The 15,435-nt window shown below is 71.4% G+C and carries 15 protein-coding genes; 8 read left to right on the top strand and 7 right to left on the bottom strand.

Annotated features, from left to right (window positions below):
• Positions 1-118: 118 nt before the first annotated feature.
• From B2W79_RS05460 to B2W79_RS05440, 5 genes are read right to left on the bottom strand one after another with little or no spacing between them, the layout of a single operon-like run.
• Entirely contained in the window at positions 119-895 is a 777-nt protein-coding gene (locus B2W79_RS05460; protein ID WP_071327968.1) for a DeoR/GlpR family DNA-binding transcription regulator, read from the bottom strand.
• Positions 892-1,824, bottom strand: a complete 933-nt coding sequence (locus B2W79_RS05455; RefSeq protein WP_071327969.1) for a class II fructose-bisphosphate aldolase — start codon at positions 1,822-1,824, stop codon at positions 892-894. Before B2W79_RS05455 ends, B2W79_RS05460 begins: the two co-directional genes overlap by 4 nt.
• On the bottom strand, positions 1,821-2,765 hold the full coding sequence (locus B2W79_RS05450) for a 1-phosphofructokinase family hexose kinase (protein ID WP_292787715.1): 945 nt from the start codon (positions 2,763-2,765) through the stop codon (positions 1,821-1,823). The genes B2W79_RS05455 and B2W79_RS05450 overlap by 4 nt, the downstream gene beginning before the upstream one ends.
• Positions 2,762-3,754 (bottom strand): ROK family protein, encoded by a 993-nt coding sequence (locus tag B2W79_RS05445; protein ID WP_292787713.1) that lies wholly within the window; start codon positions 3,752-3,754, stop codon positions 2,762-2,764. The genes B2W79_RS05450 and B2W79_RS05445 overlap by 4 nt, the downstream gene beginning before the upstream one ends.
• A 25-nt stretch (positions 3,755-3,779) precedes the next feature.
• On the bottom strand, positions 3,780-4,679 hold the full coding sequence (locus B2W79_RS05440; RefSeq protein ID WP_292787711.1) for an SIS domain-containing protein: 900 nt from the start codon (positions 4,677-4,679) through the stop codon (positions 3,780-3,782).
• A gap of 276 nt (positions 4,680-4,955) precedes the next feature.
• On the opposite strand from B2W79_RS05440, the gene B2W79_RS05435 reads away from it, so the two are divergent.
• From B2W79_RS05435 to B2W79_RS05425, 3 genes are read left to right on the top strand one after another with little or no spacing between them, the layout of a single operon-like run.
• Entirely contained in the window at positions 4,956-6,206 is a 1,251-nt protein-coding gene (locus B2W79_RS05435; protein ID WP_292787709.1) for an extracellular solute-binding protein, read from the top strand.
• A gap of 31 nt (positions 6,207-6,237) precedes the next feature.
• Positions 6,238-7,209, top strand: a complete 972-nt coding sequence (locus B2W79_RS05430) for a carbohydrate ABC transporter permease (RefSeq protein WP_060923387.1) — start codon at positions 6,238-6,240, stop codon at positions 7,207-7,209.
• 2 nt (positions 7,210-7,211) lie between these two features.
• Complete coding sequence (locus B2W79_RS05425) at positions 7,212-8,138, top strand: carbohydrate ABC transporter permease (protein WP_292787707.1); 927 nt, start codon at positions 7,212-7,214, stop codon at positions 8,136-8,138.
• A gap of 146 nt (positions 8,139-8,284) precedes the next feature.
• On the opposite strand, the gene B2W79_RS05420 is transcribed toward B2W79_RS05425, so the two are convergent.
• Positions 8,285-9,448: an ROK family protein gene (locus B2W79_RS05420; protein ID WP_292787705.1), complete on the bottom strand. Its 1,164-nt coding sequence runs from the start codon at positions 9,446-9,448 to the stop codon at positions 8,285-8,287.
• 123 nt (positions 9,449-9,571) lie between these two features.
• On the opposite strand from B2W79_RS05420, the gene B2W79_RS05415 reads away from it, so the two are divergent.
• The 4 genes from B2W79_RS05415 to B2W79_RS05400 all read left to right on the top strand — a co-directional run bounded on the left by B2W79_RS05415 (position 9,572) and on the right by B2W79_RS05400 (position 13,682).
• Positions 9,572-10,669: an ROK family transcriptional regulator gene (locus B2W79_RS05415; protein WP_292787703.1), complete on the top strand. Its 1,098-nt coding sequence runs from the start codon at positions 9,572-9,574 to the stop codon at positions 10,667-10,669.
• A 103-nt stretch (positions 10,670-10,772) separates the two neighbouring features.
• Complete coding sequence (locus B2W79_RS05410; protein WP_292787701.1) at positions 10,773-11,366, top strand: short chain dehydrogenase; 594 nt, start codon at positions 10,773-10,775, stop codon at positions 11,364-11,366.
• Entirely contained in the window at positions 11,366-11,908 is a 543-nt protein-coding gene (locus tag B2W79_RS05405; protein WP_292787699.1) for a GNAT family N-acetyltransferase, read from the top strand. Before B2W79_RS05410 ends, B2W79_RS05405 begins: the two co-directional genes overlap by 1 nt.
• 67 nt (positions 11,909-11,975) lie before the next feature.
• Positions 11,976-13,682 carry a long-chain-fatty-acid--CoA ligase gene (locus B2W79_RS05400; protein ID WP_292787697.1) on the top strand — a complete coding sequence of 569 codons (1,707 nt, stop codon included), beginning with the start codon at positions 11,976-11,978 and terminating at the stop codon, positions 13,680-13,682.
• Between the two features lie 9 nt (positions 13,683-13,691).
• Here B2W79_RS05400 and B2W79_RS05395 read toward each other — a convergent pair whose 3' ends face one another.
• A complete protein-coding gene (locus tag B2W79_RS05395; RefSeq protein WP_071327978.1) occupies positions 13,692-13,991 on the bottom strand; it encodes a chorismate mutase in 300 nt (99 codons plus the stop codon).
• 62 nt (positions 13,992-14,053) lie between these two features.
• On the opposite strand from B2W79_RS05395, the gene B2W79_RS05390 reads away from it, so the two are divergent.
• Entirely contained in the window at positions 14,054-15,280 is a 1,227-nt protein-coding gene (locus B2W79_RS05390; protein ID WP_071327979.1) for an AI-2E family transporter, read from the top strand.
• The last annotated feature ends 155 nt before the right edge of the window (positions 15,281-15,435 follow it).

Below are 15,435 nucleotides of genomic sequence, written 5' to 3'. Positions count from 1 at the left end.
AGCGGGAAGACGAGACGGACACCATCTGCTCCGGGAGCGTCGCGGTATGCAGCCGCGATGCTCCTGCAGGGCCTCGGCGATCTGGGGACGCCGAGGCCCTCGGGGCGTCCGGGGTGCCTCAGGCGAGGTGGACCGTGTAGCCCGCAGCGCGCAGCGCGTCGAGGGCGGCCTCGTCGGCTCCTCGATCGGTGATGACCGTGGTGAAGAGGTCCGCCCCGCCGATGGTGGAGAACGCCTCGGCCCCGAGCTTGCTGCCGTCGGTCACGACGATGGCCCGTCGCGCCCGCTCCGCCATCATGCGATTCACCGCCGCCTCGCGTTCGTCCTGCGTGGTCGCCCCGGCTACCGCATCCATCCCGTTCACGCCGATGAAGGCGAGGTCGAGCCGCACGCCGCGGAGGAGCTGCTCGACGAACGGGCCGACAAGTTCATACGTGCGCGCGTGGATGACCCCGCCCGTGACGACCACCTTGATCTCCGGTCGGGTGGCGAGCTGGGCGGCGATGTTCACCGCGTTCGTCACCACCGTGATCCCGCCTTCCGCCGCCAGATCCTCGCGCGCGGCGAGCGCGGCCGCGATGGCCGTGGTCGTCGTGCCGCCGGAGAGCCCGACCACCATGCCGGGGGTGACGAGCGCCGCCGCGGTCTGGGCGATGCTCTCCTTCTCGTGCGTGCGGAGATGACTCTTGTAGCGGAGGGGCAGTTCGTAGGCGACGGTCTGCGCCACGGCACCGCCGTGCGTGCGGGTGAGCAGCCGCTGCTCGGCGAGGGAGTCGAGGTCGCGGCGGGTGGTGGCCGGGGAGGCCCCGAACCGCTCCACCAGCTCCTCCACCGTCACCTCTCCGTCCGCCGCGAGGAGGTCGAGGATCGCGTGCAGTCGGGCCGCGCGCTTCACCGGTCGTCGTTTCGCGTCGAGGTCGCAGCCGTGACCGGAACCTCTGCGACCGGAGCGGGATTCTGCGACGGCAGCAGGGCGAACAGCCGCAGCATCCGGGCGGCTTCGTCCGCGAGGGCGGCGCGGGCGGGAGCGAGGTACTTGCGGGAGTCGACCAGACGCTCGTCGGCGGCGAGCACCTCGCGGACCGCGCGCGTGAAGAAGCCGTTGAGGTGGGTGGAGACATTGACCTTGGTCATGCCGGCGCGCACGGCATCGGCGATCACGGCGTCGGCCACCCCGGACGAGCCGTGCAGCACGAGGGGGACGTCGGTGCCGTCCGCGGCGGCTCCGCGCAGAGCCGCACGCAGGCGGGCGATGAGGTCGAGGTCGAGGGAGGCCGTGCGGTCGGTCATGGCGTGCGACGACCCCACGGCCACGGCGAGCGCGTCCACTCCCGTCGCGGCCACGAACGCCCGCGCCTCGTCCGGATCGGTGCGGACACCGGGGGCGTGGGCGCCGTCCTTCCCGCCCACCTCGCCGAGCTCGCCCTCCACGTACACTCCCGCCGCGCGGGCCCGGGCGGCGACCTCGGCCGTGAGCGCCACATTCTCGTCGTAGGGCAGCGCGCCGCCGTCGAACATGACCGAGCCGAACCCGAGGGCCACGGCCTCGTCGACGAGCTCCGGCCGCTCCGCGTGGTCGAGGTGCACCGCCACCGGGGTCTCCGCTCGTCTCGCCGCGGCGAGCGTCGCGAGGGCGACCGGCTCCAGACCGCCGTGGTAGTCGGCGCAGTTCTGCGAGATCTGCAGGATCACGGGGAGCTGGGCGAGCGCGGAGGCCCGCACGAGGCCTTCTGCGGTCTCCAGGTGGATGACGTTGAACGCACCGATGCCGGTGCCGGCGGTGGCGGCCGCGGAGACGAGCTCCCGAGCGGAGACGAGGGTCACGAAGGGTCCTTCCGGAAGGAGGCAGGGTCGGGGCGGGAGACGCGGAGCTGCTCCTCGAGCGCGCGCCAGCGGGGGGAGATGTCGCCGGCGAGCGGCATGAGGACGGCGGCTGCCGACCACGCGGTCGCGCGACGGAGGATGCGCTCGGGATCGCGCTCACCCTCGGCGGAGAGCACGGCGCAGGCCGCGACCGCGGCGTCTCCCGCCCCGGTCGGGTTGCCGGCCAGCGGTTCGTCGAGTCGGGCGTGCAGGAGATCGGTCGCGGTGACGGCGAGCATGCCGTCGGACCCGAGCGACAGGAGCACGAGCTCGGCGCCCCGGGCCAGCAGCGACCGCGCGCCCTCGACGGGGTCGTCGATGCCGGTGGCCTCGGCGAGCTCCGCGGCGTTGGGCTTGAGCACGGTCGCTCCGGCGTCGGCAGCGCTCAGGAGGGCCTGGCCGGAGGTGTCCACGATCACGGGGACGCGGGCGTCCGCACCCACCGCGACGAGCATCGGCACGAGCGACTCCGGCGCCCCGGGCGGAAGGCTCCCGGAGACGACGAGGACCGCGGCACCGGGAAGCCGGTCGACGACCTCCGCGAGGAGCCCGCCCCACTCGGCATCTGTCGGGTTCACCCCTCGCTCGTTGACGATCGTGGTGTCGCCCGCGGCCTCGTCGACGAGGGCGATGCTGCGACGCGTGTCGGCCGCGACGGGCACGAGCACATGGGGCACGCCGCTGGCCGTGAGCTCCGCGGCGAACTCCGCGCCGACCGGACCGCCGGCCGTGGTCAGCGCGAGGACGGATGCCCCCTCGGCGTGCGCGACCCTGGCGACGTTGAGGCCCTTGCCACCGGCGCGGGACGACCCGGTGTCGGCGCGGTGCGTCCCGCCTGCCACAAGCCGGTCGACCTGCCAGGTGAGGTCGAGCGCGGGGTTCGGGGTGACGGTGAGGATCATGCCAGCTCCCTGGCGCGGAGGGCGGCGCCGATCAGTCCCGCGTTGCCGGACAGCTCGGCAGGGACGAGCGCGGGGAGGCGGTGGAAGCTGAGGCGGGCAGCGAGTCGGGTGCGCAGCTCGTCGAAGAGCGCGCCGCCCGCCCGCGACAGTCCGCCGCCGATCACCACGGCCTCAGGGGCGACCACGGCGGTCAGCTGCGCGAGCGACAGGGTGAGCGCGTCCAGCGCCGAGTCCCAGATGTCGGCGGCGACCCGATCCCCGGCGGCCGCCCGGGCGATGACGTCCTTGGCGCCGTCCGGGGTCGACCCCGTGGCCTCCCGGTAGCGGCGCGCGATGGCGCCCGCCGAGGCCACGGCCTCCAGACAGCCACGGGCACCGCACGGGCACACCGGTCCGTCGGCGATCGGGGAGTGCCCGATCTCGCCGGCGTAGCCCCCGGCCGTGTAGGGGCGGCCGCCGACGAGCAGGGCCCCGGCGATGCCGGTGCCGATCACGAGGATCACCGCGTCGTCGTAGGCCCGCGCGCCGCCCAGCTCGTGCTCCGCCCAGCTCGCGGCGCGCACGTCGTGGTCGAACGCGACGGGGAGGCCGAGACGCTCCGCGGCGAGCGCGCGCAGCGGCGCGTCCCGCCAGCCCATGTTGCTCGCGAACACGCCGATCCCGGCGGCTGCGTCGACGATCCCCGGCACCACCAGGCCGGCGGCGCGAGGCACCACGTCGGGATGCTCGTCGCGGAGCTGCGCGGCGAGCACCTCCAGCCGGTCGAGTAGCGCGGGGGTGCGGTCGCCGTCGGCCGTGGGGGTGGGCGTGCGGCGGAGGCCGAGCGCCCGCCCGTCCGCGTCGAACAGCGCCGACTTGATGTCCGTCCCGCCGACGTCGAAGGCGAGGACGGGTGACCCGGCACCGAGCGTGCGCACCGCGGCGAGCTTCTCGCCGGCCTCGTCCCTCGCGACGTCGGGGATCGCGTCCGCGGCGTCGTTCGGGGTCATCGCTCGGCTCCGGGGATCGCTGGCGTCATGCATCCAGGATGACGGATCGCGTGAGGTTGCGCGGCTGGTCGGGGTCGAGCCCGCGGGCCACGGCACGGTCGAGGGCCGTCCGGTGCAGGCGCACGAGGTCGGCGAGCGGATCGATCGCGCGGTGCTCGAAACGGGCGCCCGTGGCGCGCACCTCCGCGGCCAGTCCTTCCGGCGCCTCTCCGAACTGCCACGTCACCCGGCCAGGGGCGGCGATCGCGATCGGACCGTGGCGGTAGTCCATCGACGGGTACGCCTCGGTCCAGGACTGCGACGACTCGCGCAGCTTCAGCGCGGCCTCGTGGGCCAGGCCGATCGTCCAGCCCCGCCCGAGGAACGTGTACTGCTCGGCGTCGCGCAGCGCGGTGTCGTCGCCCTCCTCGGCGAGCACGGCCGTCGCATCGGCGATGGCCCCGGAGAGGTCTTCGCCCAGCGACGCCCGGAAGAGGGCGAGCGCGGTCGTGGCGAAGCGTGTCTGGACCACCGACTGCTCGTCGGCGAACGGCAGCAGCACGGCGTCGTCGACGAGGGAGACGAGCGGGGAGTCGGGGTCGCCGATCACGCCGATCGTGCGGGTGCGCCCCTTGATGCGGTCGACGAGATCCAGCACCTCGGTCGTGGTGCCGGAGCGGGTGAGGGCGACGACGGCATCGTAGCCGCGGTCCACGAAGGCCTCGGAGGCCGCGAACGCGTCGGTCTCGCCGTGACCGGACGATTCGCGCAGGGCGGCGTACGACTGGGCCATGAACCACGAGGTGCCGCAGCCGACGACCGCGACCCGTGCCCCGTGAGCCGGCAGCAGCGCCTGCTCCGCGGTGAGCTCGGCGGCGGTGGCCCACATCTGCGGCTGGGAGCGGAGCTCTTCGCGCATGTGCGCGCCGGGCAGCGAATCGGTCATGATGAGGCCTTTCGGACGAGTTGTTGCGTACTTGTGATTGTTTCGGGCGTAATCCGATCATAGTATTTCGTCCCAAGAGAGCAACATCTTGATTTGTTTGTTTGCCTGACAAATAATCAGGACGAGTTCCCCCGAGCCCCCGCTCGGACGATCGCGACCACCTCGGCGGCGTGATCATCACGCACCGTCGCGTGGAGTGTTCTGCGACTGTGCACCACCCCCCTCTCCGGAGAGCGGACCCCGCCCGCTGGAGCAGCACCCACAGTGAGGAATGCAATGCCCATGAACAAGTCACGGCGATACGGGGCCGCAGCGGTCGCGGCCGTCGCCACGCTGTCGCTCGCATCCTGCGGTTTCGGTGGATCGGGAGGAGACAGCGGCGGCGGCGACGACGCCAGCACGCTCGACCTGCTCGTCCCCAGCTACTCCGATGCCACGAAGGGTCTCTGGGAAGACGTCATCGACGGTTTCACGAAGGACAACCCCGACATCAAGGTCAACCTCGAGGTGCAGTCGTGGGACAACCTCGAGAAGGTCATCTCCACGAAGGTCCAGGCCGGCGAGGCGCCCGACATCTACAACGGCGGCCCCTTCGCGGGCTTCGTCGAGGACGAGCTGCTCTACCCGGTCGAGGAGGTCGTGTCCGACGACGTCTACTCCGACTTCCAGGACTCCTTCCTCGCCAACGCCGAGGTCGACGGCACGGCCTACGCCCTGCCGATGATCGCCTCCGCACGCGCCCTCTTCGTCAACAACGACCTCCTCTCCCAGGCGGGCGTCGAGGCGCCGACCGACTGGGACTTCCTGCTCGACGCGGCGACCAAGGTGTCCGCCCTCGGCGGCGGCGTCGCGGGCTACGGCATGCCGCTCGGCTCGGAGGAGGCGCAGGCCGAGGCCGCCGTCTGGCTCTGGGGCGGCGGCGGATCCTTCGGCGACGCGTCCGAGATCACCATCGACACCCCGGAGAACCTCGTCGGCGCCGAGCAGATCAAGAAGATGATCGACGCCGGGGCAACCCAGGCCGACCCCGGCTCCACGCAGCGCTCCCCGCTGATGGACATCTTCATCCAGGGCAAGATCGGCATGCAGGTCGGCCTGCCGCCGACGGTCGGCCAGATCGCCGACAACAACCCGGACCTCGACTACTCGATCGTGCCGATCCCGACCAAGGACGGCTCGCCGTTCACCCTCGGGGTCATGGACCAGCTCATGGCGTTCGAGAACGACGGCGACAAGCAGGAGGCGATCACGAAGTTCCTCGACTACTTCTACTCGCCCGAGGTCTACGTGCCGTGGGTGCAGGCGGAGGGCTTCCTCCCCGTCACGAAGTCCGGTGCCGAGGAGCTGTCCGGCGAGGAGTCCCTCAAGCCGTTCCTCGACGTGCTGCCCGACGCGCAGTTCTACCCGTCGACCAACCCGAAGTGGTCGGCAGCGGACGGCGCCTTCAAGTCGCTGTTCGGACAGATCCAGGATCAGCCGGCGGCCGATGTGCTGAAGCAGATCCAGGACCAGGTGGACGCGGGCTGACCCGCGGAACGGAGAGGTTCGGGAATCCCCCATGAGCCAGACGACAGAATCCTCGAACCTCGCGGGGGCGGCCACCGGCCGCCCCCGCACTCCGGACGCCGGGACGGCCGTGCGCGGTCGCCCCGGCGGACGGGACCTCCTGCAAGCGCTGCCGTGGATCGCCCCCGCGCTGGTGCTCATCATCGGCGTGGTGCTGTTCCCCGCCGGCGTCATGTTCTTCAACTCCACCCGTGACATCTCGCTCTCGGGCCTGGACAAGGGCTCGGTCGGCTTCGACAACTTCGTGACCGTCTTCACGTTCCCGGAGTTCTGGCCGATCTTCGTCCGCACGATCGTCTGGGTCGTGTCGGTGGTGCTGTTCACGGTCGTGATCTCGCTCGGCCTCGCGCAGATCCTCAACAAGGCGTTCCCGGGGCGCCAGCTCGTGCGGATGGCGGTCATCGTGCCGTGGGCCGCGTCCGTGGTGATGACCACGATGGTCTTCTACTACAGCCTCGAGCCGTACTTCGGGGTCTTCAACAAGTTCCTCTACGACATCGGGCTCTCCGACGACGCGGTGGGCTACGGCTGGACGAAGAACCCGACGACGGCGTTCGCCTGGTCCATCGTCATCGCGGTGTTCGTGTCGCTGCCCTTCACGACCTACACGATCCTCGCGGGGCTCCAGGCGGTCCCCGCCGACGCGATCGAGGCCGCGAAGATGGACGGCGCCGGCGCCGCCCGCACCTACTGGTCGATCGTCCTGCCGCAGCTGCGCAGCGCCCTCGCCGTGGCGATCCTCATCAACATCATCAACGTCTTCAACTCGCTGCCGATCCTGAAGGTGATGACGGGGTCGATCCCGGGCTACGGCGCCGACACGATCATGACGCTCATCTTCAAGTACATCGAGCTGCAGAAGAAGGTCGACGTCGCGAGCGCCCTGTCGGTCGTGGCCTTCCTCATCGTGATCGCGATCGTCGCGGCCTACGTCAAGATCGTCAAGCCCATGAAGGAGGTCTGATCATGACCGTGACCGAGACCGCCCTCGTGACCACCGCCGACTCCCGCGGACGACGAACCCCGTCGATCCCCGGCCGCCGGCGCCGCTACACCGCGGATCAGGTGACGCTGCCTCGGGTGATCCTGCGCACCGCCGCCGGGTTCCTCGTGCTCGCGATCTTCGTGCTGCCGTACCTCATCATGTTCTTCGGATCGGTGAAGACGAAGGCGCAGATCCGCTCGGTCGATCCGACCTACCTCCCGGTGGAGTGGCACTGGGAGAACTACCTCACGATGTGGTCGACACCCGAGACGCCGCTGCCGTACAACCTCGTCTCGACCATCGTCATCTCCGTGTTCGCGACGCTCCTGGTGCTGCTCGTGTCGCTCCCCGCGGCGTACTACACGGCCCGGTTCCGCTTCCCCGGCCGCATGGTGTTCCTGTTCCTCGTGATCGTGACGCAGATGCTGCAGCCGGCTGTGCTCACGTCGGGCCTGTTCCGGCAGTTCACCGTCCTCGGCCTCGGCGACACCTGGACCGCCATGATCTTCATCAACGCGGCCTTCAACCTCTCGTTCGCCGTGTGGATCATGCACTCGTTCTTCGCCGGCATCCCCAAGGAGGTCGACGAGGCGGCGCAGATCGACGGCGCCGGACGCCTGACGGTCCTGTTCCGGATCAACCTCCCGCTCGTCTGGCCGGGCATCGTCACCGCGATCGTGTTCACGTTCGTGGCCTGCTGGAACGAGTTCGCCGCCTCGCTGGTGATCCTGTCGACGGACAAGAACCAGCCGCTGTCGGTCGCGCTCACGAAGTTCGTCGGTCAGTACGAGACGAGCTGGCAGTACGTGTTCGGCGTCTCGATCGTCGCGATCCTCCCGGTCATCATCCTCTTCATGCTCATCGAGAAGCGTCTCGTCGGCGGCCTCACCGCCGGCAGCGTGAAGTAGCCCGTCCGGGTTCCCGTCCCCGGGTTCCCCTCCGGCACCTCTGCACGACCGCGGCGCGCGTGCAGAGGTTCCGGGCGGATCCGGGCGTGCACCCGTACCCGGATCGTGCAGCCGGAACATCCGAGGGGAGAGGTCAGGGGGCGGAATCAGGAACGGCGGCCGCCGGCGCGGAGCTGCTCCGGGCTCCATCGCACGCCGAGGACCGCGGTGAGCGCAGCCTGCGCGGGACCGGCGGAGGGGGCCACGCGCGGGTCGGCATACCGGATCGGCACGTCGGCGGTGCCGCGCGCGGGGTAGCCGCTCTCAGCGCGGACCCGTTCCAGGAACCGGGGGCCGAGCTCGGTCGCGGGGCCGCCGATGACGACCTCGATCGGATCGAGGAGCGCCCCGATGAGCTTGATGGCCCGGGCCAGCGCCCGCGCGCCGTCGTCGATCAGGGTCTGATCCGCCCGGGCGACGAGGGCACGGACCGCCGAGGCGTCCAGGGCATCCGAGAACTCCTCTCCGAGCATCGGTCCCATCGCAGCCGCCGACTCCAGGCAGCCGCGACGCCCGCAGCGGCACGGGCGGGCGGCGTCGCCAAACACCACCTGCACATGACCGATCTCCCCGGCACGGTCTCGGGGGCCTGGCGCGAGCTCCCCGTCGAGGGTGACCGCGGCGCCGATGCCTCCGCCGCTGTGGATGAACAGCCGGTAGCCCGAGGGGGCGGAGTCGAGTCCGGCCTCCGCGATGGCCTCGGCATCGACGTCGTTGACGAGGAGGACCGGGACGCCCGCGATGCTCTCGAAGCGCTCCGCCAGCGGCACCTCGTGCCACTCCAGCTGCACGCTCTCCAGGACCGTGCGCCCGTCGGTCGTCCCCGGGACCTGCACACCGACCGCGAGCAGCCGCGACCCGTATGCGGCGACGACATCCGCGACCGTCTCGTCGAGGACCCGGTCCCGGGTCTGCATCGTGTAGGAGATGCTGCGTCGTTCGACCTCGGAGCCGTCGAGGGCGACGAGCGCGAGGTACGCACTGGTCGGCTGGACGACGAGCACGAGGATCAGATGGTGCTCCGCGTCGATGCTGAGTGTGGTCGCGCGCTTGCCCCCCGTGCTCACCGCCTGCTCACCTTCGGCGATGAGCCGGTGCTCGATGAGTTCCGCGACGAGGGACGACGCGGTCGCCGCCGTGAGGCCCGTCGTCCGCGCGATGCCGGCGCGGGTCTGGGAACCAGAGGCCTGGAAGACCAGCTGCAGCGCCCGTCGCAGATTCGCTCGCCGAACCGCCGCCTGGGTGTCCAGCGCGTCGTCGTGGGTGAACATCTGCGAGTTCCTTCTCGGGGCCGAGGTGGCGTCGATTGACAGCGCGCGTACCGCTCCGTACGCTCGGTCCGTTAGTTTATTCATTGAACTTAGTCAGCCCGAGCGTCGATCGGGAGGAGCATCGTGCGCTACCCCCAGATCCTAGAGCGCCCCGCCGATCGGGCACGAGCCGCGCAGACACCGGGCAACGGTCACGCCCGCGGCATCCGGGAGCGCAATCGCGCCCTCGTCCTCCGCACGCTCATGGAGCAGGCGGCCCTGAGTCGCGCGGATCTGTCCCGCCTCACCGGCCTCGCCCGCCCCACCGTCTCCGAGGTCGTGCGCGACCTGCTCGCCGACGGCGTGATCCGGGAGAGCGGCCCGAGCCAGGAGTCCCGGCCGGGAAAGCCCGCCGTGATGCTCGAGTTCGACCAGCGCGCGGTCCAGGTCATTGCGCTCGACCTCTCCGCGCCCGACGACATCGTCGGCGCGCTGGCCTCACCCGACGGCCGCATCACGCACCGCCTCCACCGGCCGCGCACCCCGGACGTCGCCGGGACAATCGCCGGTCTCGTCGCCGAGCTGCGGGCCCTCGCCGACGGTCCCGCGCTCGGCATCGGCATCGGCGTGCCCACCGGCTCCTCCGCGCTGCTCGGTCTCGGACCGCGACTCGCGGAGATCCTCGACGCCCCCGTGCGGCTCTTCGACGACGCCGATCTCGTGGCCGACGCCGAGCAGCGGTTCGGTTCCGTCGGCACCGATTTCCTCCTCGTCCGCATCGGCACCCGCATCGGCACCGCGATCCGCGTCGTCGGCGACGACGGCGCCCCCGTGGAACGCTCCATCGGCGCCCGTGAGCTCGCGCACGTCGGTGCGGGTGGCGACCCCGGTGAGCTCTGCCTGTGCGGGCGCGACGGCTGCGTCCATGCGTGGGCCGCGGCTCCCGCGATCGCCCGGCGCCTGGAGACCCCGGGCGCGGACCGAGGGGCGGTGCGCGCCGCCGCCGGCGCCCGGCTCGGCACGTCGCTCTCGGTCATCGCCGCCGCCGTCGACCTGCCCACGATCGTCCTGAGCGGTCCCGACGAGATCGTCTCCCCGGAGTTCGTGGACGCGACCGCCGCCGCGGTCCGTGCCGCCTCGCACCCCTCCCTCGGACCGACCGTGGTGCCGAGCGCGCTCACCGACGCCGTCCTCCTGGGCGCGGCGACCCGCGTGGTGGCCGCCGAGTTCAGCCCGCGCTGACGGACGCGCCCGTCATCCGTCCCCTCCCGGCCGGGGAGGGATGGGAGACTCGATCCCGCGAGGCGGCCGTCCGTCGTCTCGATCCGTCCTGGGAGGAATCCGCATGAAGGCACTCGTGATCGGCGCAACCGGCAGCATCGGCGGAGTCGTCGCCGCCACCCTCGACGTCCGCGGACACGAGGTCGTGCGCGCCTCCCGCTCCGGCGAGCAGAGCGTGGACGTGACCGATCCGGCCTCCATCCGCAGCCTCTTCGAGCGGGTCGGCCCCGTCGACGCCGTCGTGGTCGCGGTGGGCTCGGTGCCCTTCAAGCCGCTCGCCGACCTCGACCGCGACGACTATCTGGCCGCCTTCACCGGGAAGACCCTCGCGCAGCTCGACGTCGTACGGGTCGCCCTCGACCACGTGACCGACGGCGGCTCCGTCACCCTCACCAGCGGCGTGCTCGCGCGGGAGCCGATCGCGACGGGAGCGGCGGCGGCGATGGCCAACGGCGCCCTGGAGTCGTTCGTGATCACGGCGGCGGCCGAGGCCCCGCGGGGGATCCGCATCAACGCGGTCTCCCCCGACGTGCTGGCGAACTCCCCCGGGTACTTCTCGACCTTCCCCGGCCACCGGCCCGTCACCGACGATGAGGTCGGCCAGGCGTACGTGCGCGCGGTCGAGGGGATCGTCACGGGGCGGGTGCTCACCGTCTGATGGCGCTCTCCCTCACTCCCGTCCCCGCCCTGGCGACCGAGCGGCTGGACCTCGTGCCGCTCGGACCCGAGCATCTCGACGGCACCTGGGCGGCCCTGCAGGAGCCCGAGGTGCTGCGGTTGACCGGCACCCACGCGCGCTTCACCCGGGAGGGCGTCGAGACCTGGCTCCGGTCGCTCGCCGACCGGGACGACCGGGCGGATTGGGCGATCCTCCGTCGCGAAGACGGCGCGCACATCGGCGAGGTGGTCCTCAGCGATCTGGACGAGGAGAACCTCTCCGCAGGGTTCCGCATCGCCCTCGCGGGGCCGCAGTGGTTCGGCGCGGGATACGGGACGGAGGCGACGCGCGCGGTCATCCGTCACGCCTTCGACACCGTGGGACTGCACCGGGTGGAGCTCGAGGTGTACGCGTTCAACCCGCGGGCGCAGCGCGCCTACGAGAAGGCGGGCTTCGTCGTCGAGGGCCGGCGTCGGGAGGCGCTGCGCTGGGACGGCGAGTGGGTCGACGCCATCGTCATGGGCATCCTCGCAGACGAGTGACTGCACGCCGGACGGGCGGGAGCGCAAGGGGGAGGCGGAGCACAGGTCCGTGACGGAGGATGAGGGCATGACCGACGCGCCGCTGTCTTCCCGTCCCTGGCTCCGCTCCTATGCCGAGGGCGTGCCGGCCGATATCGACGAGCCGACGCAGACCCTGCCGCAGATGCTGGCCGGCGGCATCCGGCGGTATGCGCGCCGCCCCGCCCTCGAGTTCTTCGGCGCCGTCACGACCTACCGGGAGCTCGGCGAGCAGATCGACCGCGCCGCGGAAGGACTCCGCCATCTCGGGGTCACGAAGGGCGACCGGGTGGCACTGGTGCTGCCGAACTGCCCGCAGCACGTCGTGGCGTTCTACGCGGTCCTGCGTCTCGGGGCGATCGTCGTCGAGCACAACCCGCTCTACACCGCGCGGGAGCTGCGCCACCAGTTCGAGGACCACGGGGCCCGCGTCGCGATCGTGTGGGACAAGGTCGCCGACACCGTCGCGGGGTTCCCCGACGACCTCCGGGTCGGCCACATCGTGAGCGTCGACCTCACGGCGGCGATGCCCCTGTCGAAGCGCCTCCTGCTGCGACTCCCGGTCCCGAAGGCCCGGGCATCGCGGGCGAAGCTGACCGGCACGCCACGCGCGCGGCACCTGACGCCGTGGAAGAAGCTCGTGTCGCACCGCCGGCTCCCCCGCCGCACCCCTGGGCCGTCGCTGGGCGACACCGCCGTCCTGCAGTACACGAGCGGGACGACCGGGATCCCCAAGGGGGCGATCCTCACCCATGCGAACCTGCGGGCCAACGCGATGCAGGGGCGGGCCTGGGTGCCCGGGCTCCGCGACGGCGAAGAGACCTTCTACGCCGTGCTCCCGCTCTTCCACGCCTACGGACTCACCCTGTGCCTCACGTTCGCCCTGAGCATCGGGGCGAAGGTGGTGCTGTTCCCGACGTTCGACCTCGGACTCGTGACCGATGCCGCCCGCACGAGCCCGCCGACCTTCCTCCCCGCCGTCCCGCCGATCTACGATCAGCTGGCCCGCGCGGCCGGACGCGGCACGGTGGACCTCTCCACGGTGCGGTTCGCGATCTCCGGAGCCATGAGCCTTCCCGTCGAGACGGTGCGGCGCTGGGAGGAGGCGACCGGGGGACTGCTCGTGGAGGGGTACGGGATGACCGAGGCCTCCCCCGTCGCGCTCGGCAACCCGATGGGCCCGACCCGGCGGCCCGGCACCGTCGGCGTCCCGTTCCCGAGCACCGAGATCCGCATCGTCGACCCCGACGACCCCGATGTCGACGTGCCCACGGGCGAGCCCGGCGAGCTGCTGCTGCGCGGTCCGCAGGTGTTCCAGGGCTACTGGGGTCGTCCCGGAGAGACAGCCGAGGCCTTGTTGCCGGACGGCTGGCTCCGCACTGGAGACATCGCCGAGGTCTCCGCCGACGGGTTCGTCACCATCGTCGACCGCCGGAAGGAGCTCATCATCACCGGCGGCTTCAACGTCTCACCCAGCGAAGTCGAGAACGCGCTCGAAGCGCACCCGGATGTCGTGGCGGCCGCCGTCGTCGGGCTTCCCCGGTCGAGCGGCGGCGAAGAGGTCGCAGCCGCCGTGGTCCTCCGGAAGGGTGCCGCCGACGACATGGAGGGCCTCCGCGACTTCTGCCGCACGCGGCTGACCGCCTACAAGGTGCCGCGCCGGATCACCGCCGTCGACGACCTCCCCCGGTCGCTCATCGGCAAGGTGCTGCGGCGAGAGGTGCGGGATCGACTGCTCGCCGCACGCGGGGCCTGACGCGCGGGCTCAGCGCCCCTCCGCGGCCTCGGTGTGGTGGCGGATGACCTCGGCCACGACGAAGTTGAACCACTTCTCCGCGAACTCCGGGTCGAGGTGGGCGTCCTCCGCGAGCGCGCGGAGCCGGGCGACCTGCTGCTCCTCGCGGTTCGGGTCGGACGCCGGCATCTCATGCTCGGCCTTGAGGTGGCCCACCTGCTGCGTGGCGCGGAACCGCTCCGCGAGCAGGAAGATCAGGGCCGCGTCGATGTTGTCGATGCTCGCACGCAGCCGGAGCAGTTCGGCCTTCGGATCCTCAGCGGCAGTCATGCCCCTACTCTAGAGCCGCAGATCACCCGGCTTCCGACGAGGGGCACCGCTATCGTGTGCTCATGAGCAACGACCAGTCGCCGGCCTCCGCTCCGCACGACGGCCAGCGCGGCCCCGCCCCGGACTCCGTCCCCGCCCCCGTCGACGCCGCGCTCGTCGGTGCCGCGGTGGAGGCGCCCGACGCCGTCGCGAAGCCGTCCGTCCCCGTGGTGATCGAGCCGACCACGCCGAGCCGCTCGTTCTGGACGCGGATCGATCGGCCGTTCGTCTTCGGGTTCCTCGTGACCCTCGGCGGTCTCGGGGCGATCGTGATCGGCAGCGCGCTCTACAGCCTCTCCACCGTCCTCATCTACATCGCCCTCGCCCTGTTCGCCGCGCTCGGCCTCGACCCGGCCGTCCGCTTCCTCGAACGCCGCGGCATCTCCCGCGCGCTCTCCGTCGTGGTGACGATCCTCGCTCTCATCGTCGTCGTCGCCCTCGTCCTGTGGATGATCGTGCCCATCGTCGTGGATCAGATCGCCGGGTTCGTGAAGTCGGTCCCCGGCATGATCGAGGACTTCACGAAGTCCGACCTCTACGCCACCCTCAACAACCAGTTCGGCGACCAGTTCCAGGACCTCGTCTCGGAGGTGCAGAAGTTCCTCTCCGACTTCGGAAACCTCGCGACGATCGGCGGCGGCGCGCTCCAGGTGGGCGCGTCCATCGCGAGTGGGATCTCGGGCGCGATCGTGGTGCTCGTGCTGACGCTGTACTTCCTCGCGACCCTGCCGGCCATGCGCCAGGGTCTGCTGCGTCTGGTCCCGGCCCGCGACCGCGACCGCGCCGGCGACATCTCCCAGCAGATCACCGACTCGGTGGGCGGCTACGTGATGGGGATGGTCGTCCTGGCCTTCTGCAACGCGACCCTCGCCCTCATCCTCTACACCGTGCTGGGCCTGCCGTTCCCGCCACTCATGGCCGCGATCGCCTTCTGCGTCACGCTCATCCCGCTCGTCGGCTCGGTGCTGTTCTGGATGATCGGCACCATCCTCGCGCTGTTCACGAACCCGATCGCCGCGCTGGTCTTCGCCGCGATCTACCTCGTCTACATGCAGATCGAGGCATACGTGCTCACCCCCCGGGTCATGAACAAGGCGGTGGCCGTGCCGGGCTCGCTCGTCGTCATCGGCGCCCTCGCCGGCGGCACGCTCCTCGGCCTGCTCGGCGCCCTCGTGGCCGTTCCCGTCACCGCCTCGATCCTCATCATCGTCAAGCAGGTGGTCGTGCCGAAGCAGGACTCCCGCACCTGACCCCGGGCCTCACCCCCGGGCACAACTTCGGAGACCCGGGGCGACACACCGTCAGCCGGGGGTCCTCCACGGCGTGTCTGGCGAGATCTCCGAAGCTGTGCACACCGGCAGGCGGGGACGACGAAGCGCCCGACCCCTGAGGGCCGGGCGCTTCG

The organism is Microbacterium sp. UBA7513, assembly GCF_002478345.1.
GTDB lineage: Bacteria > Actinomycetota > Actinomycetes > Actinomycetales > Microbacteriaceae > Microbacterium.
This window is presented reverse-complemented; position numbering and strand designations above follow the sequence as displayed.